Origin of the sequence: Burkholderia sp. ZZQ-2 (assembly GCF_050768715.1) — a bacterium.
Classification (GTDB): domain Bacteria; phylum Pseudomonadota; class Gammaproteobacteria; order Burkholderiales; family Burkholderiaceae; genus Burkholderia; species Burkholderia cepacia.
Genome location: NZ_LDVA01000388.1, coordinates 14,217 through 32,241, shown reverse-complemented (window position 1 = coordinate 32,241; position 18,025 = coordinate 14,217). Strand labels below are relative to the sequence as shown.

Here is an 18,025-nt window from a genome sequence, read left to right as displayed (position 1 = left end):
GCAGAGATATGCCATTTGCAGCCAGGCGCAGGCCAGCATCGCGCGACCACGATAGTGCCGAGTGGGGCGATCTCAATTCTTTGCCCGCTGACAAGAAGAACAAACAACCGGCGCGGTCGATCATTTCCGTGGTGCCACATCGAATCGTTGGAGGGTTCGACCTACCAGATCGGGCGCCATATGCGCTCGAGTGGGAGTCATATCTGGAACGAGTTTGTTACGCAACTTTGGCGATGTCGCAGGACGTCGAGTGGATGGCATCCCAACCGGATGAGTTGCAGTATGTACTGGATGGGGTGCCGCGCCGGTACTACCCGGATCTATTTGTTCGTTGCGGCAGCGGCGAATACTACGTCGAGGTGAAGCCCCTGGCTATCCTCGTCCGAGACGACAACTTGTGCAGATACACAGAAATTGCGCGAAAGCTGCGAATCAAAGGGAAAAACTTAGTTTTCCTTACAGATGAGCAGATTCTTTCCAAGAAAGAGCGAGTTGAGAACGTCATGCTGATGCGTCGGTACATCAGCGGTGTACTCGACGAGCAGCGCAGCAGTACCGTTGTCCAACGCCTCTCGGACGGTGCTCTATCTATCAGCGAACTGACTGAGTGTTGCGAGGTGAGTATCCGAGAGATCTACACGATGGTCGCGAGGCGATATCTGACTATCGATTGGGACCAAACAGTCACACTCCGATCCAGCGTGACGACACCCACATCCGACAACAAGGGGCTTGCGTTTGAGACGCTTATCAATTCGGGTCGGTTTTATCCTCTTCTGGCACAACTCGCTATGGGTCATCGACCGCAGGATCAACGAATGTTGGAGCTTGCGAAGATTGATGGACAACGAGGCCGTACTTCTGAAGGACCATCAATTGTTGGAGGTTTTCCGAGCGAAAAGAGCAAAAGTCGTATCTACGAACCCGACGATGTACTTCGAAACTCTAGCTCCCGACGAACTGCTCGAAATCGAACACGCTCTTCGAGCAATCTGCAGCGAAAAAGGAGAGCGTAATGAGAAATTTCATCATAGCGAAAGGACTGGTTATAAAGTGGAAAGGGGCGGTATATGAATACATCTCACGTGCGACAGGCACTTTCTACTTTCGAGACGTTCTAACGCAGGCCGTTATTCAGGTTGCCGAGGTTGAATTCTGGGGTGAATTTAGATCGAGAAAACTCTGCATAGTAGAGGCGACGTCGACGCCCACACATTTACTCTACGAGGAAAGAGGTTCGGATGGAGGTGAAAATAATGATAAAAATATCACTCAGTTGGCTGAAAGGTGGCAAGAAGATGCTGATAGAAAGGCATTTTACATGGGCGAACTGAATCGCCGTGGCATAACGTGTGGGCAGCGTACGCAAATGCGTGCGGTGCTCCGTGAAATCGCCAAAAAATTGGGAGACTTGGAAAAGCCGCCCGCTGCTTCGACGGTAGGAAAATGGATGAGTAAGTTCGAGGGCTCCGGTCGGGACATTGCGTCCGTTGTGTCAGGCTTCGCTACGAAATCTCGCCGGAAGTCGACGGGGCCTGACCATGAAGATATTATCCAAACATCAATCGACGATCATTACTTATTGCCGACGAGGCCGTCAAGGACGAGCTCGTACCGGTGGTACCGGTGGAGCCTCGAGGCAGAGAATCGCGAGCGACTATCGGACTCACTCGATCCTCTTGTACCCATCTCATACCGAACATACGTGCGCCGCATCGACGAGCGCCCAAAGTATGAAGTAGATGTGGCCCGATTCGGAGCTCAGGTTGCAAAGCGGCGCTACACCATGATCGAAGGGCATCTGCCAGCGAGTCACCCGTTGGATTACGCCGAGTCCGACCATACGCCGCTCAACCTGTTTGTTATCGATGACGAGTCATATCTACCACTAGGTAAACCGTGGCTATCGGCAATGAAAGATCGGTTTTCTGGAGTGGTACTCGGTCTGTATCTAACCTTTTCTCCCCCCAGTCTACAAAGTACATTCGGGCTACTTCGACATTCATTGGAAGGTCACCATCTAGCGACGCTCAAGTGGCCGGATATAGAGAATCCTTGGTTGTCGTCCGGACTCGCTGCGACATATGTTTCCGATCGCGGATCGGACTATCGCTCACTTCGATACCGGATGGCCATACGAAGCCTTGGTGCTGAATATCAGTATTGTGAAGTCAGAACTCCATGGCACAAAGCATCAATCGAAAGATTCTTTGGAACTGTCGAAACAACATTTCTTGAGAGTCTGCCAGGAAAAACGTTCCGTTGTCTTGCGAACCGTATGGATTACGATTCGTCTGGAACCGCGGTGATACGATTTTCAGTTCTTGTATATCTGCTTCACAAGTGGGCTGCAGATTTCCACAACGTATTCCCCAACAGTAGATCCGGTGCTCGTCCTATTGATCTGTGGAACGAGGGGATTATTACTGCACCTCCCAGTTTACCAGCTAATCTAGATCAACTGGAAGTAGTCCTCGGCAACGTGGCTTCCAGTCACCTCTCGAACGTCGGTCTGCGATATGAAAATATGACTTATTCGGATAGCTATTTACGCGATTTGATGAAGGATCTCGGTCCAGGCGCGGTCGTTAAATTTTCAGTTCCGGATAACGATCTGGGGGTTGCATACGTGCTGGACCCTCGGAGTAACAAAAATATCCCGATTCCAAATACGTGGCCGGATTATGCGAACGGACTTTCACTATTTCAGCATAAATGGATGAAAAAAATTTGCCGAGAAAAATATAAAAAATCATCTATAGATGGGCTAGTTTCGGTAAAGGCGGAAATCAACGCGAGAGTTAGAGATGAATTGGCGGCGAAGAATACAAGATCAAAGACGACGCTGGCTCGCCTTGCGGGTATCAACTCTCAGGCTACTTTGAGTGGCGAGGGTAGAACAATTCTCGATCCATTAGCACCATCCAGGGCTCGATCCGATTCGACGACCGAAGTTGTTAGTTCAATTTCCGATATTCGGCGGCCGCGTTGGGATGTTATCTGATGATCGCGGTGTGGGCCTAATGTCAGCGTGCGGAGGATTGCTCAATGGATGTCATCGAGCGCGATCGAACTTTATTCGAACCGCCTTTCGTTTTTAATAAGGAAGTGAAGAAGTCGCCACATGAAGTGCGTATGGAGGCATTGGCCAGAAGTCCACTTGAACGTGCAAAGTACGTAGAGACGATGCTGATTAGAACAGCGGAGTTCGAGCAAGCTCAGGCGACCATTGAATCTTTAATGCAACGCTCTGAGGCACTATCCTGTCCCGGGGGATTATGCATAATCGGTGATGGAGGGACGGGGAAGAGTTTTATTAGTGAATATTTTGTTAGGCGTTATCCAATTGAAGAGACGGCGTTGCGTACCTTTTGCCCCGTCCTGGCGATGCAGTTTTTTGCCACGCCGACTCCGCGTCAGCTGGTCGCTGATTTGCTGACGGCACTCGGGTATCGATTTGTTCGCGATGACATACCGCTAAAAAAACTGACTCCGATATTACTTAAAGCATTAATCGAGTGCTCCGTCAAGATAATCATGATCGATGAGGCTCATCATTTAATTCCTTCGTCTGGATCTCGAAGGAATAAGGAGCGGCTGGGTGGTGAATTGGGTGATGTCGCCAAAAATCTTTATGATAAATGTAAATTGCCGTTTGTTTGGAGCGGTAGACCCAGTTTGGGAGATTTGTTTGATGCAGATAAGCAATTTAAAAGTCGATGGCCGGGAACCATCCGACTCGTAGAGTACAAATATGACGACACGTGGAAAATTTTACTTGATGTGATCGACGAAGCGCTGCCGATGGAGCGGAAGTCCGGCCTCGGGGAAGCCACGCGAGCCGGCTCTATTCATCAGATTACACGTGGAAATTTTAGAATCTTGAAGTCCTATTTGAGTGAATGCGTGCGCCTAGCTTGCGCAGATGGCAGGCAGTTCATTACGCCTGATCACTTTGAAAGTGCAAGATACGCACTATCACTTTGAGTGCATCGTGAGGTAACCGTGAGGCTAGATCCCACACCATTTTTCTCTGTCACCCCATATTGTGACGAATCTGTTGGCGGATATATGTTGCGCATTTCCGAGGTGAACTTGGGATGGTCAGCGCAGCATCTTCTTCAAGCAGTGTTTGGTAGCAAATCCAGATTCACTTTCGAAAAGGCAGGCGCCCTTGCAGATTTCTGTCGATCTGATCCAGCTTCTGTCTGCGAGCTTTCCGGGTATTGGCGACTACGTGATGGTATAGATGAAAGCATGATAGGCGAATGGTGGATACCTAGAAGACCGCATGTGGTGCGTTCGTGTTCGGCACTTTGCCCGGTTTGCCTTGATGAAACTCCGTACTCGAAAGCGATATGGGACGTTGCGTTGGTCTCTTGTTGCCCATGCCATAGGACTATGCTCGTCGATAGATGTCCGCAATGTGGATTGCTGGTTAGTATTCGACGAAACAAAGTGTGCCAGTGTCGATGTGGTCACGACTATCGATCTATAAAGCCGGTACTCGTATCTTGCGATGCAGTCGAGATTGCGCGCGACATTCAGAATGATATTTGGAGAAACGCTGGATCGGATTTATTATCGGAAATTGATGTGGTGAACAAGATTTCCGCCCAAACCAATTTGTTGTCTACTTTACAATACTTCTGGTTCTTCGGTGCAACCTTCCCTACGCTCGTTGCGGGTATTCCAACTCGCGGCCAAAGCACGATGAGTAAGATTCGAGCAATTTCCGTTTGTGACGAGGCGGTGAAAATTATGCGTGATTGGCCGGGGTCTTTCTTTTATCGATTAGATCGATTGCATCGAACGCGTAGTCGTCGAGATGCTGAAATGGTCGATAGAGTGCTTAGGGCGGTGTGGGCGCAAATTGTCGCACTAACAAGTCGTGGCGACGTAATTGATATGCGAGGTGCTTTTGTGGCTTATGTGCGTTCGTATGTAGCTAAAAAAGCGAGAAATAATTCTCTGAAAATTTGCCTAAATCAAAAGGAGTTGCCATTTGGCTAATCGACTTTATAAACTACGTAATAAAACTTTCGCATTATGGGGCGGAAGCGCAAAGGCCGATGTCTATCCGGCCCCGCGATTGATAGGGTCCCCTTCTATTGTGCCAGATGAAGCGCTAAGCGGATGGATTCATCGCGTATGCATGCATCATGGGATCAAGCCAGGCAGTTTGATGCGTAGGTGGGGATTCGAAGCTCCCACATCAGCTCTTGATTTCTATCCGATCGGTCGGCCTATTCTGCTGAGAATTGCCTCGACTACGATGTGCAATATGGAGGACCTCGATGAGGCAACGTACCTCGATCACACCATTCTAGGGAAATCGAGATTTTCTTGTTTGACTAACGATTTTTCTGAATCTCGCCCAATATATAGATATTGCCCTTCTTGTTTGAAGGGGGATGAAGTTTCTCACTTCAAAATCTCGTGGAGGTTCGCGTATAACTTTATATGTGAAATCCATCGTTGTCCATTATTCGACGCTTGTGTGTATTGCGGGAGGAGGGTCGATTTAACTTGGAAATTCCCGTGCAGACCAGGTCAAGTGGCGATATGGGAGACTTCATTTTGCTACCATTGTACGACACCCTTGCATACGGCACCGTCTAATCCGATTTGTGATGAGATCGCAAATCAGATGATCGTATTCCAGCGATGGTTTCATGAAAGGGTTCGAAGGGGAGGAGTATCGGATCTCGGAATACCAGAGTTAGCGCCGATGTTCGTTGGGCGTTACCTCAGAAGTATCCCATCCGAACGTTCGTCGATTGTGCATTACGTTGGACTCGATATGGATAAGTTGTTCGGTCGCGATTGGCGAGATCTTGCGCAGCAGATCCCGTGTATGTACAGCTCCGGACGTGTGGTACCAGAGGAGGAGGCGTGAGATCAATTTATGCTAGGGCTGCAAGCTCAGCCGTTGACATACGCTCAGTTCACGGCCTCGCTGACTGCGGAGAGATTTTCTCCGCAGTCAGTATGGTTGATGAGGCGAATGTTTACTCCTGAATCAAGAAGCGATTACGGTTCTTGACATCTTTGATCCAGGCCGGTGCGCGGCCACGACCTGACCATGTGGCGCCGGTTTTCGGATCACGATACTTCGCTTCTACTGGTACTTTTGCCGTCTGCGCTACCGGTCGCCCGCGGCGCCCGCCAAAGATGTCCTTTTCGTTGATGCCATACTCGGAAACTTTCGAGCGAATGTCGTCAACAATGGCCTGAAACTCAGCAATGCGAGCGGCTTCAGTTTTCTCAGCCAATGCATCCATCTGCGCTTTCAGCTCTTTGTAACTCGCCATCTAGTCCTCCTCTGGTTGTACTGTGGACATGATAGCTGGTTTCATGTGAGCTGAGCACTCCGCCGTGGCCACAGCAAGGAATCTACAGAAGTGCTCAATGTCAGTCAGTGCAAGAGCTGTCGAAAAGCTATGTCGGTGCCATCACGGACTGCAGATCTGTTGTCTTTAGGTGTGGGTTGCTTGAGGGCGAACAAAAGTATAGGAGAAATCCCGCTTCGCCCTGCCACGTTGGCAGACGAGGAGTGGCAGTCAGCCTTTAATGTGGCAATATCGGTAGAAAGCAATAATAGTATCTTAGGGGAATAGCGACATGTGGCACGACATTGAGGCAGAAGTTGATTTGCTCAACTTCGGAGTGGTTGCTCGCGCGGCAGCGGATTTGATTCGACAGGCGGGCGGCGCACCGCTGACCATTGGTGTGTCGGGCGGTTGGGGCACTGGCAAGTCGACACTCGTAAAGTTGACCAAGGCTGACCTCGAAACCGGGGCGGCGAAGGGGGCTCCCGAATCTAGAGCGTATGTCGTTATGGAGTTTAACGCGTGGCTCTATCAAGGGTATGAGGATGCGCGCCAAGCACTCCTACAGTCGGTCTCAGACCGGCTCCTCGAAGAGGCGCAAGGGCGTAAGACATTTGTCGACAAAGCGCTAGATTTCGCAAAACGCGTTCGGCTGCTGAAGGTGGCGCGCATCACCGCACCGATGCTCGCGCACGCTGGCGTTGGCTCGGTCGCCGGCGGCCCTCTGGGTGCTTTCATCGGCGCGGCGACTGGTTTCGTGAAGGGCCTCTCCGACGAGGCGAAGAGAGAAGAACAGCTGACAGCACTAAAGGATGCCTACGCTGCTCTCAAACCTGAGTTGAAGGAGCTGATTGCTGAGCGTCAGGAAGACTCTTTACTCAAGGAGATTCACGCGCTCAGGGAGACCTTCGCAAAGCTGCTTGCCGACATGGGTGTCACTCTCGTTGTGTTTGTCGACGACTTGGACCGATGCCTGCCTCACACTGCTATCGCAACCTTAGAGGCCATGCGACTACTGCTGCACGTAAAGAACACGGCATTCGTAATCGCCGCGGATGAAAGCATGATTCGCGGCGCGGTCCGAGCGCACTTCGCAGGGGTAGATATAGAGAGCGGGCTGGTGACGAGCTACTTCGACAAGCTCATCCAGGTTCCGCTCAAAGTGCCTCGGCTCGGTGTGAACGAGGTGAAGGTGTACCTCGCGTTGCTAATGGCTGAACTGGCCGTGAGGCAAGGGCAACTGACTCCGAAGGTTCAGGCGCAAGGGCAGGACGCTCTTCTTCAACTTCTGAAGACTGCTTGGGGAAAGGGCATCGCGCGCGACGACTTGGCAAAGGTGTACGGTAGCGAGGCTAAAAGCATCTCGAACTCACTGGATATCGCAGACCAGCTTGCACCACTTTTAGTCAGCGCGAGCGATATCGCTGGCAATCCGCGACTCATCAAGCGTTTCCTGAATAACCTCATGATTCGGCTGACCATCGCGAAGGCGATGAATATGCCTATAGCCATCGAGCAATTGGTGAAGGTGCAGCTACTCGAGCGCGTGGCATCGCCAGCGGCGTTTGAGTTTTTCGTCAAAGCGGTCGCTTCTAGCCTTAATGGCGAGGCCGAGTTTTTGGAGGCACTAGAAGTTGCTGCGCAGGCGGACGACGAGTACGTTGCGCCGCACCCCTCGTGGTCAACGTCCTTTTATCAGCAGTGGGTGCGTTTGAGTCCTCGCTTGGCAGGTTCGGACCTGCGAGCCCTTCTGCATCTGAGTCGAGACCGCTCGCTTGGACTGGCGGCCTATGACGAGCTGTCTGAGGAGGCTAAGCGGCTTCTGGAGGCGACGATGGAGGCAAAGGAAGTTTCCAATGTCCTGGTAACCCAGCTCATGGCGCTGAGCCAAGCGGACGTATCGCGCATCCTTACCCGGGTTATTCGAAAGGCTCGAGATGGGCAGTGGGACACCGTAGATCTTCTGCGCTGCTTGAACTGCACCGAGGCCCATCCTGAGCTAGGTGGGCAGTTTGTTCAGGCACTGGAGGAAATTCCGCCGGCTCAGAGGCCCGTCGCAATCCTCCCCAAGCTGAAGAACAAACCTTGGGCAGCGCTTCTGCTCGCAGACTGGCGCGACGACCTGGAGTCGACTGAGCCGGTCAAGAAGTACCTGAAGACGTTCAAGGGGGGGAATTGATGGGAACTTCGACTTCAAGCCGTGGGCCTGGCCCGAATGTGAGTCTTGATCCTCCTTGGCTTGACGACGTGCTCGAGGGGCTTGGGGGCGACACGGTTCCGGCTACGGATGATGAACCGGTTCCGCCAGAGGGCGCACTTGGAACCGCTCAGCCTGCTCGTTTCGCTGAGGCGCGGCGCGAGCTAAAAAAATTCATCAAGAGCGGTAACACCGACAGCCTTCGGGACGCCCTCGGACATTACTCACGTAAGGGCAGCGGAGGGGCCAGTGCAGCATCGACCCGAATGCGCGCCGCGACGCGAGCCGGCGCAGAACTATTCTCCTTTCTCAACGCAGTTAGCCAAGGCAGCTCCGTTGAGGCGCGACAGTGGGTGCATGACCTGCAAAGCGGCAGTCCGACCGCGGATGACGTAGTCGACGCCATTGTCCGGGAGCTTTCTCCGCCGGGTGGCAGTGCCGATGAAGAGGCGCTTCGTGGTTCAATGGCGTCGGCGCTAACGGAACTTGTCTTGGACAACCCTGGCATAGACCTAATGCATCTGCAGACGCCCGACATCTGGGAGCTCATGAAGAATTACCTCGCATTGGAGGTGACTCATCGGCTTTGCTTTGACCTCGGTCCACTCTTGGAGAGTGCGAAGGTCGACCCAGCCATCGCGGTCCAGCGCGAGCGTGAAATGCGCATCTTCATCAAGTTAGAGATCGGTGAACACCTTGATCTGCTTCGGGGCACGAATCCAAATCCTACGCGGTCGAACCTGGACGCGGTCTTCCAGGAGACCCTGAAGATGACCTTTGAACTGTTCGAGGCAGGTTTATGACACGCGTGTTTTGTGGACCGAAGGATTGCATTCCTACTGAACGAGAGTTCGGAGTCGACTACGTCTCGATGTACGAGCACGATGGCCTGGCGGACGTGAGTACGGTTGGAACGGCGCTCATCAAGGACATCGTCGCTGCTGGTGTTGCCCCGAGCGCTCGGAGCTGGGACTTCTTGACACTTGCACTGGCCGTGAACGCAGCCGACAACGTCCTCGAGCGAGCGCAAAGTCCGGACGGTTGGACGCGGCAGATAGAGCTGGAGGTGGTGCTCTACGAGCCCGAACCGTACCAGGCCCTGACCGCGAAGATTGAAGAGGCCTTACGTTTCCTAACCGGCGATTTCTGGACGCTCACCTTTACTGATGGCGGCTATCCCCCTCCGCGGCCAAAGATGCCGACCATCTTCAATGCGGACTGTGTTTGCTTGCTATCCGGCGGCCTGGACAGCCTTGTGGGAGCGCTTGACTTGACCGAAGAAGGCCGCCACCCGTTGCTTGTGTCCCAAACCGCCAAGGGTGATAAGGAGACGCAGAGTCGCTTTGCGATCGGACTGGGCGGGAACGACCGGCATCTGCAATGGAACCAGAATATCCGTCCGAAGGTGGAGGATATCGAAGGTTCGACGCGCGGGCGATCCATCGGCTTCTTCGCGTTCGCGGCGGTCGCTGCAGACCATCTCGCGACTACGATCACTGCATTGCCGAGACCCGTTGAAGTCTTCGTTCCAGAGAACGGGCTCATCAGCTTAAACATACCGCTCAACCCTGGCCGAGTCGGAAGCCTTAGCACCAAGACCACACATCCGGTGTTCATGGCGCGGTTACAAGCGCTGTGGGATGAGCTTGGAATTCGTGCCGTGCTGCGTCTTCCGTATGCGGCGATGACCAAAGGGGAGATGATGGCCGAATGCCGGGCATCTACAGTGCTAGCTGATGTTGCCTCGGAAGCCACGAGTTGTGGTCGTTTCGTCCGGAACGGCTATAAACATTGCGGCCGCTGTGTTCCATGTTTGGTTCGCCGTGCATCATTTATTCGAGCCAACCTCCGAGACGACACGACTTACGTGTATCCCTCACTTCGAGGAGCGCAACTCGAAAACGAGCCCAACGACATCGGTGCAGTCGCAGTTGCGGTTTTGAAGGTCGAGCAGAGTGGCGTCCGCCTCTTCACTGCTGGCCAGCTGTCCTTCGCAGAGCCAAGCCTCCGAAGAGAGTTCGAAGGCGTCGTGCAACGTGGCTTAGCGGAACTGGGCGTGCTTTTGCGGCAGGAACAAATCCTGTGATTGACTTCCATTCACACCTTGACCTGTATCCCGATGGCCTCAAGCTTGCGCAGGAGGTGAACAGAAGGAACGAGTTTACCCTCGTGGTCACCACTAGTCCGCGCGCCTACCGGGCAACGTCGAATGTGTTTCTCGGTTTGAAGAACATCAAGGTGGGAATCGGCCTGCATCCGGAAGTGGCTGCCGCCAAACAAGGAGAGCTGGGCGACCTTATTGAGGGAATCTCGCGAGCACGTTTTGTTGGCGAGATTGGGATGGATGGTTCCCCCAGATTTCGAGGCTCACTTTCTGTGCAGGAGAGAGTCTTCCGAGCGGCCCTCGCTGAATGCGGACGGTACCAAGGAAAGGCGATGAGCATCCACTCGCGCGGTGCTGCACGCCGAGTCGTGGAACTGCTGGCTACGACGAAGCATGCCGGCGTACCCGTGCTTCATTGGTTCTCGGGCGGGTTCGCTGAACTTGAGACTGCTGTTCGCATTGGTTGTTGGTTCAGCGTTGGCCCTACGATGCTCGAGGGTGAGAAGGGGCGGGCGCTGGTGGCGCGAATGCCTCTACACCGAGTGCTACCTGAAACGGATGGTCCGTTTACGAGCGTGGGCGGGATACAACTGCAGCCGTGGGATGCATGGTCCGTGCGAGCCCCTCTGGCGGCAATATGGGGCATGCAGGAAGATGAGGTAGGGGAGCAGATGAAGCAGAACCTTCAGCACTTGCTGCGGCTATCAGGTTGAACAGGACTTCGGTCAACCAGGCGTACGTCCGTGCGCCGCGCACGCAATCCCTTTGCGCACTGCCTCAAACCATCCAATACGGGAGTCACAGATGACAGTTGCCTTCAACTACAAGCGCACGGCAAAGCGCTTCGGGGACGCGCGTGACCTTGCGACGTTCATGAATCTGGTCGACCGCTGGACCCGAGGGATTCCGACCCTCGGCTACCGCATGTCGCTGTTTCGCGGTCAGGAAGACGAGTCATGGTTGCTCAAGCCCGGTATTGCTCGCCCCCAGTACGCCAACCGCGTCAGGCCCGGTACCGAAAAGAGCATGCTGCGCGAATTCAAGCAGCGCGGCATCCCGCACCTGGAGTCGACGGTAGAACTCGCCGATGCCGACTGGCTGGCGATCGCGCAGCACCATGCGATGCCGACCCGGCTGCTCGACTGGACTGGCAGTGCGCTTGCTGCGTTGTGGTTTGCAATCAAGCGGCCAGCTATCAAGGGTGACGACGGCTCGCCCAAGGCGGCCGCCGTCTGGCTGCTAGCGGCGACCGACGCGGACATGATCGATCTAGACGAGCGCTCGAACCCGCTAGAGATCACTGAAACGAAGCTCTTGAAGCCGCGGCATGTATCACGGCGGATTGCAGCTCAGGACGGTTGGTTCAGTGTGCATCGAGGGGTCGAGGACGGTCTGGGGATGAAGTATGTCTCTCTCGACACCAACGTGCATTTCAAAATGCGACTGAGCTACATCCGGATCCCGCCGGACGCGTTCGGTCCCATGCGCGCGCAGTTGCAGACGGCCGGCATCAACCGCGGTGTGCTGTTCCCCGACCTCGACGGGGTGGCAGGCCGGATCGCGGACGCGATCCTATATCCCGACGATCAACCGACGCCAGGCGCCGGGAATCTTTGAGGCACGCGATCGGCCCCGCGTCCTACCAAGTGGGTGATTTGTCAGATTCACCGTTCTCGGGGCCACTGCCGTCTACCCTCGCGCCCGGGGGCCAAGCGGGCGAGGGCGCCGCCTAGACGCCCCCCGTCCGCCGCTCCCCTGCGCATTGCCGCCAGCCTTTTCCCGTATCGAACCCGACATCGGCTCAAGGACCCCCAGGAGTGCAACTTGAGCACCCACGACTGCAATTTGATCGATCAACGCCGCCAGGACCCTGGCATGGCAGTTGTGATTCTTCAAAGCACGACGGCGACATTCATCTGAACGCGGTGGCGACGGACAGGGCTGCGAGCCTATTGCAGTTGCACCTGAACACCACTCGACCTTCGTGGCTCGCTTCCGGTGACAACATTGGTGCGCTACGCGCGACTTCATGAATTCACGAGCATTTCGCATTTCCGGGCTGACAATGACTGGCGAAGTGATACTTTTACTTGTCAAACGGCGATAACTATATTTTCGTTTACGCCAATGTGATCGGATGGATGTCAAGCACCACGAATTCTGGTGTTCCCTGCAAGATCGCGGCAAAATTATTATGATCCTGCATTTTTTTGGGACGAAGACTTGATGCGACAGGTCGGCTTGATTCTTGAAGACGGGTTCCAACTGATGGGGCTGGCTGCGCTGGCGGCCTTTGAGCTCGCCAATGCTGAGCTTGGCGACGATGGCTACCTGCTGACTTTACTGTCCGAACATGGCGGCACGGTCCACTCCTCGATGAACGCAGGCATTGAAACCGTGCCGGTGGACATCGTGCCCGATACGCTTATGGTGGCTGGCGAACTGGTTCCCAAGAGCGTTTCGGCCGGACTGTGCGCCTATGTTGCCCGCGCCGGTAGCGAAGCCAGACGGGTGGCAGGGGTTTGCACAGGTGCCTTTGTGCTGGCACAGGCGGGTCTTTTGGATGGGCGCACGGCAACGACCCATTGGGCGCATGCGCGCGATCTGCAGTTGCGCTTTCCGAAGGTGCGGGTGGATGACGACCGTATCTTCATCCGTGACGGCAATATCTGGACCTCGGCGGGCATGTCCTCGGCGATCGACCTGACGTTGGCATTGCTTGAAGATGATCACGGCTCAGCTCTGTCCCGGTCCATCGCCCGCAAACTGGTCGTCTATCATCGCCGCCCGGGCGGGCAGTCTCAGTTCTCGGCGATGTTGGAGCTGGAACCGCGCTCCGACCGAATTAAGCGCGCCCTGACCTATGCGCGCGAAAACCTGCGCAATCCGCTGTCGATCGAGGAACTGGCCGAAGCAGCCAGCCTGTCGCCGCGCCAGTTCAGTCGCGTGTTTCGCGAAGAGACGGGGCAGTCTCCAGCCAAAGCGGTCGAGCGGCTGCGCCTGGAGGCCGCGCGTGTGATGCTGGAGGATGGGCGCCATCCGCTAGACATCGTTGCACGCGACACCGGTTTTGTTGACCGCGACCGGATGCGGCGCGCCTTCCTGCGCAACTATGGGCAAGCGCCCACAAGCCTGAAGCGCGACCCGAAGCCAATGGAAGACGGCACAGTCACATGACCTGATTAGACGCCTTTACGTCATTCAAGCTTCCCTGTCTCGAGATAACCTGCCGGCATCACAACGGGATGGGGGAATGACATGGGCGACACCTCGCGCATCGGCTGGCTGAACACTCGCCGTGGCAAACTCGCCACCATGCAGGACGGACCGGACGGTGGCGTACCTCTGGTTTTGCTTCAGCGTTTCCGTGGCACCATGGACGACTGGGATCCGGCGTTCATCAAGGTCTTGTCGGCCGACAGGCGGGTGATTCGGTTCGACAGTGCCGGCATCGGTCGATCCGAAGGTCGAGTGCCGGAAACGATTGCCGAAATGGCGGTAGTCGTTGCCGAGGTCGTCGAGGAACTGGGGCTAGGGCAGGTCGACGTCCTCGGTTGGTCTCTCGGCGGCGTTGTCGCTCAACAGCTTGCGCTGGACGCTCCACATCTCATCCGTCGCCTGATTGTCGCGGGGTCCAGTCCGGGCGGCATCACGGACGGCCCTCAGCCTCACCCCCGTGTGCCGCAAGTCATGTCACACAGCGTAAACGACGCCGCCGATTTCCTGTTCCTGTTCTACCCCGAATCCGAAACAAGTGTCGCTGCGGGCAAAGCTTCGCTGAATCGCATTGCCGAGCAGTCGCATGTGGGGCCAGCGGTCACGGCCGAGGCTTTCATGGCGCAGATCAAGGCCATTTCGACTTGGCCGGGCGTCTTGCACCGCGCAAAAGAATTGCGCATGCCGGTCCTGGTCGCCAACGGCGCGCATGACGTCATGTTGCCGGCCTATCGGTCCTATGTCCTGTCGCAGCAAGCGCCGGATGCCAAGCTGATTCTCTACCCTGACGCGGGCCATGCTTTCCTGTTCCAGGAAATCGACGACTTCGCGGCGCAGATCGATCTGTTTCTGGAGTAATGGTCCTTCGGCCGCTGCCTGGGGAGAGCGCAGGATTCTCATGGGAACCAGCTGACGACCGGGTATTCGTTCCCGTCACGAGTCTTGCATGACTGTTATCGCCGTTTATATGTCATTTGAGGTGCAACCCAACTCGCGCATAGTTCATACATCGAAAGCGCCATGGTGGCGCAAGGGAAATGAAGAATCATGCAGATGACGGGCAATACCATTTTCATCACGGGCGGCACTTCCGGCATTGGTCGCGCGCTGGCCGAGCAGTTTCACGCACTAGGCAACAAGGTCATCATCGCCGGGCGCCGCAAGGCTCTGCTCGATGAGGTCACGACAGCCAATCCGGGCATGGAAGGTGTGGCGCTGGACATTTCGGATGCGGCCGACATCGACCGCGTCGCAGCGCAGTTGATTCGCGACTATCCGTCGCTGAACGTGTTGATCAACAATGCCGGGATCATGCCGTTTGATGATCCTTCCGGCCGGATCGATGATTCCGTCTCCCGCCAAATCCTCGACACGAATCTGCTGGGTCCGATTCGTCTGACCTCGGCGTTGATCGAGCACCTCAAGGCGCAGCCTCGCGCGACGATCATCCACAACACCTCGGTGTTGGCCTATGTGCCGATCGCGACCAACGCGGTCTATTCAGCCTCGAAGGCGGCGCTGCATTCGTATGCATTGTCGCAACGCTTCATGCTCAAGGGCACGAGCGTGTCCGTGCAGGAAATCGCGCCTCCGTGGGTCGACACCGACCTCATCAAGAAGAGTGGCGACCCGCGCGCCATGCCGCTCGATGCATTCATCGCAGAAACGATGAAGGGCCTGGCGACCGAAGAGCCCGAAGTCTTTGTCGAGGCGATTCGCGCGCTGCGCGACAATCCCGGCCTGGGCGAACACGCGCTGATCGATGGCTTCAACGCCGAGATCGCCGCGAACCCTATCCCGGTCTGACGCATCCGGCCATACCATTGGGTCCGCACGGGTGCGGACCCACATCAACGAGACTCGCGTCATGAACGTGTCGCTCGCCGTGAACTCCCGAGCCGCGCTCATGCCGGCCGGGTTCCTTGCCCTCGGAACGTTCGCCATCGGCACCGAGGGCTTTATGATTGCGCCGCTGCTGCCGGTCATGGCCAAGGACTTCGGTTTGCCGGTCCCGACCGTTGCGGTGCTCGTCATCGTCTTCACCCTTGTGTTGGCGCTGTCATCACCGATCTCCACGGTTGCCACCGGCCGGATGGCGCGCAAGTGGGTCTTGCTCGCAGCCATGTCGCTGTTCGCCATCGGCAACGTGACGGCGGCGGTGTCCGCATCGTTCGCCTTGCTGATCGGAGCACGGGTATTGATGGCTATCGCTGCAGGCCTGTATGTACCAGCGGCCAATGGGCTCGCCGGTGTCATCGTGCCGCCGAGCATGCGAGGCCGCGCACTCGCCATCGTCAGCGCGGGCCAGACATTGGCCATCGCACTCGGACTGCCGCTAGGCGGGATGATCGGTCACGCTTTCGGTTGGCGTGCGACCTTTCTGCTGGTCGGCGCAATGAGCGTCATCGCCATTGCGGGCATCTTCGCGGGTATTGCCCGCGACGCCGGAGAGGGAGTTGCCGTGGCGAGCCTGCGCGAACGTGTGTCCGTGATCCGCCAGGCTCCGATTCAGCGCTTGCTTGGAGTCAGCCTGTTCTGGTCGATCGGCGCCTTTGCTGCCTATCCGTACATCGCGGAATACCTGGATGCCGTCCTTGCTTTCGGCCCGAATGCAATCACGGCGACGGTTTCTCTATGGGGGCTTTCTGCGGCAGCAGGGGTGATGACTGGAGGTGTGTTCAATGACCGCTTCGGGGCCAATCGGGTGGTGCACGGATCGCTGATGCTGCTGGGCCTGTCGTTCCTGGCGCTGGCTATCGCCTCGCGTCTGCCGCCGCAGGTTGCCCTGGTTCCGGTGCTTGTTGCAGTCGCTGTCTGGGGCTTTACTGTCTGGTCGTACTTCCCGGCCCAGATGTCGCGGCTCATCGCGGCCGGCGCGCCGGCGCAAGCGCCGGTTGCCCTCGCGCTCAATACGTCCACCATGTACTTCGGTTTTTCTGTCGGCAGTACCTTGGGCGCCGCAGTGTTGAGCTCAGGCGCTGTCTGGGGCATCGGAGCCGTGGCGGCGCTGGCCGAACTGATCGCCTTGGCTCTCAACGCGGTCCTTAGCAGAAACGCCCGTGCCTGAAACTGGACGATGCTTGTACGGTGCCCTCGGTGCCTGACCGATTCAATCAACAAGACTTCTATCAAATTTCGATGGCGAATGGCTCGCCCGCGAAGACAACCTCAAATGGAGCTGACCAAATGACTGCCCGGATCAATACGCCTGCCGCTGCTGCGGCCACTGGCGCGACCGCCGACGTTTTTGCCACCATCCGCAAGGCGGTGGGCATGGTTCCGAACGCTTATGCGGCCATCGGTGCTCTGAATACGCCTGCGCTGCAGGCGATTCTTTCCGCCGACGCGGTGCTCTCGAAGGGCTCGCTGTCCGCACAGGATTGCGAAACGATCAAACTCGTGGTCAGCGCCATTTCCGGTTGCGACTACTGCGTGGCAGCACATAGCCTGGCCAGCAAGGCATCCGGTATCGCGGTCGATGCCGTGCGCGCGATTAGGGCCCTGGAGCCCACTGGTGACGCACGTCGCGATGCGCTGATTCGGTTCATTCGGGTTCTTCAGGAAAGCCGCGGAACAATTGCGTCAGAGGAATTGGAGGCTTTCCGGTCAGCAGGATACTCGGACGAGTCCGTCGTTGATGTTGCTCTGGCCATCGCGCTCATCACGTTCACGAACGTATTCAATCGAGTGAATAACACGGTCGTGGATTTCCCCGCGTTGAAGTAGGGCATCCGCTACTGGGCAGGAACTCGATGCTCCGCAGGAGTGTCATTCGTCGTCGATCGGACTGTCGACAGTGTGCCGGGCGCGGCCACGCAATCGACGTTCCGGTGCCTGCGGCATGTGCGGCTGATGTTTGAGCTGCTGGACTGTGCAATTGGCGAGCACATGCCGAAGCCGAATCGCTGACGATCGAATCGAATGATGATATCGACAGCTTCTTTCGTTTGATGTCTGAGGCGGCGCCCTTGAACTATCAGGTGATGCTAATGATTGGCATCGCGATGCAGGTTCAGGTGGCGTCGACTTTTCCGATCAGTGGGTGTGTCCACCTTGACGCTCGGCGTTCGCGGTCATTTGTCGGTCGAAGACCGATGTCCGCGACGGAAATCGTGATCGGCAATGTCGTCATATCTCCACGCGACACAAGCGTGGCACCGGGCTATTGCGTGTCGT

At 56.1% G+C, this 18,025-nt stretch carries 16 protein-coding genes and 1 pseudogene; 16 read left to right on the top strand and 1 reads right to left on the bottom strand.

Features of this window, described 5'->3' with window-relative positions; genetic code table 11:
• The first annotated feature begins 8 nt into the window (after positions 1-8).
• From ABY44_RS40725 to ABY44_RS40700, 6 genes and pseudogenes are all read left to right on the top strand, one after another.
• The gene (locus ABY44_RS40725; RefSeq protein ID WP_011546971.1) at positions 9-1,016 is read left to right on the top strand and encodes a hypothetical protein; all 1,008 of its coding nucleotides are present in this window, start codon (positions 9-11) and stop codon (positions 1,014-1,016) included.
• Positions 1,016-3,004 (top strand): transposase, encoded by a 1,989-nt coding sequence (locus ABY44_RS40720; protein WP_431643646.1) that lies wholly within the window; start codon positions 1,016-1,018, stop codon positions 3,002-3,004. The genes ABY44_RS40725 and ABY44_RS40720 overlap by 1 nt, the downstream gene beginning before the upstream one ends.
• Before the next feature lie 44 nt (positions 3,005-3,048).
• Entirely contained in the window at positions 3,049-3,987 is a 939-nt protein-coding gene (locus tag ABY44_RS40715) for a TniB family NTP-binding protein (RefSeq protein WP_012339446.1), read from the top strand.
• 84 nt (positions 3,988-4,071) lie between these two features.
• A pseudogene (locus ABY44_RS40710) lies at positions 4,072-4,347 on the top strand (TniQ family protein); the annotation flags it as partial.
• 252 nt (positions 4,348-4,599) lie between these two features.
• On the top strand, positions 4,600-5,013 hold the full coding sequence (locus ABY44_RS40705) for a hypothetical protein (RefSeq protein ID WP_226161401.1): 414 nt from the start codon (positions 4,600-4,602) through the stop codon (positions 5,011-5,013).
• A 100-nt stretch (positions 5,014-5,113) separates the two neighbouring features.
• On the top strand, positions 5,114-5,899 hold the full coding sequence (locus ABY44_RS40700) for a TniQ family protein (protein ID WP_011546975.1): 786 nt from the start codon (positions 5,114-5,116) through the stop codon (positions 5,897-5,899).
• A 112-nt stretch (positions 5,900-6,011) separates the two neighbouring features.
• On the opposite strand, the gene ABY44_RS40695 is transcribed toward ABY44_RS40700, so the two are convergent.
• Positions 6,012-6,314 carry an H-NS histone family protein gene (locus ABY44_RS40695; RefSeq protein WP_011546976.1) on the bottom strand — a complete coding sequence of 101 codons (303 nt, stop codon included), beginning with the start codon at positions 6,312-6,314 and terminating at the stop codon, positions 6,012-6,014.
• Between the two features lie 310 nt (positions 6,315-6,624).
• On the opposite strand from ABY44_RS40695, the gene ABY44_RS40690 reads away from it, so the two are divergent.
• The 10 genes from ABY44_RS40690 to ABY44_RS40645 all read left to right on the top strand — a co-directional run bounded on the left by ABY44_RS40690 (position 6,625) and on the right by ABY44_RS40645 (position 17,575).
• Positions 6,625-8,511: a KAP family P-loop NTPase fold protein gene (locus ABY44_RS40690; RefSeq protein WP_011546977.1), complete on the top strand. Its 1,887-nt coding sequence runs from the start codon at positions 6,625-6,627 to the stop codon at positions 8,509-8,511.
• Between the two features lie 38 nt (positions 8,512-8,549).
• A complete protein-coding gene (qatB, locus tag ABY44_RS40685) occupies positions 8,550-9,332 on the top strand; it encodes a Qat anti-phage system associated protein QatB (RefSeq protein ID WP_227746097.1) in 783 nt (260 codons plus the stop codon).
• Complete coding sequence (gene qatC / locus ABY44_RS40680) at positions 9,329-10,615, top strand: Qat anti-phage system QueC-like protein QatC (protein ID WP_011546979.1); 1,287 nt, start codon at positions 9,329-9,331, stop codon at positions 10,613-10,615. Before qatB ends, qatC begins: the two co-directional genes overlap by 4 nt.
• Entirely contained in the window at positions 10,612-11,346 is a 735-nt protein-coding gene (gene qatD, locus ABY44_RS40675) for a Qat anti-phage system TatD family nuclease QatD (protein WP_011546980.1), read from the top strand. The genes qatC and qatD overlap by 4 nt, the downstream gene beginning before the upstream one ends.
• A 91-nt stretch (positions 11,347-11,437) precedes the next feature.
• On the top strand, positions 11,438-12,250 hold the full coding sequence (locus tag ABY44_RS40670; RefSeq protein ID WP_011546981.1) for an FRG domain-containing protein: 813 nt from the start codon (positions 11,438-11,440) through the stop codon (positions 12,248-12,250).
• A 609-nt stretch (positions 12,251-12,859) separates the two neighbouring features.
• Entirely contained in the window at positions 12,860-13,810 is a 951-nt protein-coding gene (locus ABY44_RS40665) for a GlxA family transcriptional regulator (RefSeq protein WP_011546982.1), read from the top strand.
• A gap of 81 nt (positions 13,811-13,891) precedes the next feature.
• On the top strand, positions 13,892-14,707 hold the full coding sequence (locus ABY44_RS40660; protein ID WP_011546983.1) for an alpha/beta fold hydrolase: 816 nt from the start codon (positions 13,892-13,894) through the stop codon (positions 14,705-14,707).
• Between the two features lie 189 nt (positions 14,708-14,896).
• Positions 14,897-15,655, top strand: coding sequence for an SDR family oxidoreductase (locus ABY44_RS40655; protein WP_011546984.1), 759 nt, complete (start codon positions 14,897-14,899; stop codon positions 15,653-15,655).
• A 61-nt stretch (positions 15,656-15,716) separates the two neighbouring features.
• On the top strand, positions 15,717-16,916 hold the full coding sequence (locus tag ABY44_RS40650) for an MFS transporter (RefSeq protein WP_011694847.1): 1,200 nt from the start codon (positions 15,717-15,719) through the stop codon (positions 16,914-16,916).
• 119 nt (positions 16,917-17,035) lie between these two features.
• Positions 17,036-17,575 (top strand): carboxymuconolactone decarboxylase family protein, encoded by a 540-nt coding sequence (locus ABY44_RS40645; protein WP_011546986.1) that lies wholly within the window; start codon positions 17,036-17,038, stop codon positions 17,573-17,575.
• The last annotated feature ends 450 nt before the right edge of the window (positions 17,576-18,025 follow it).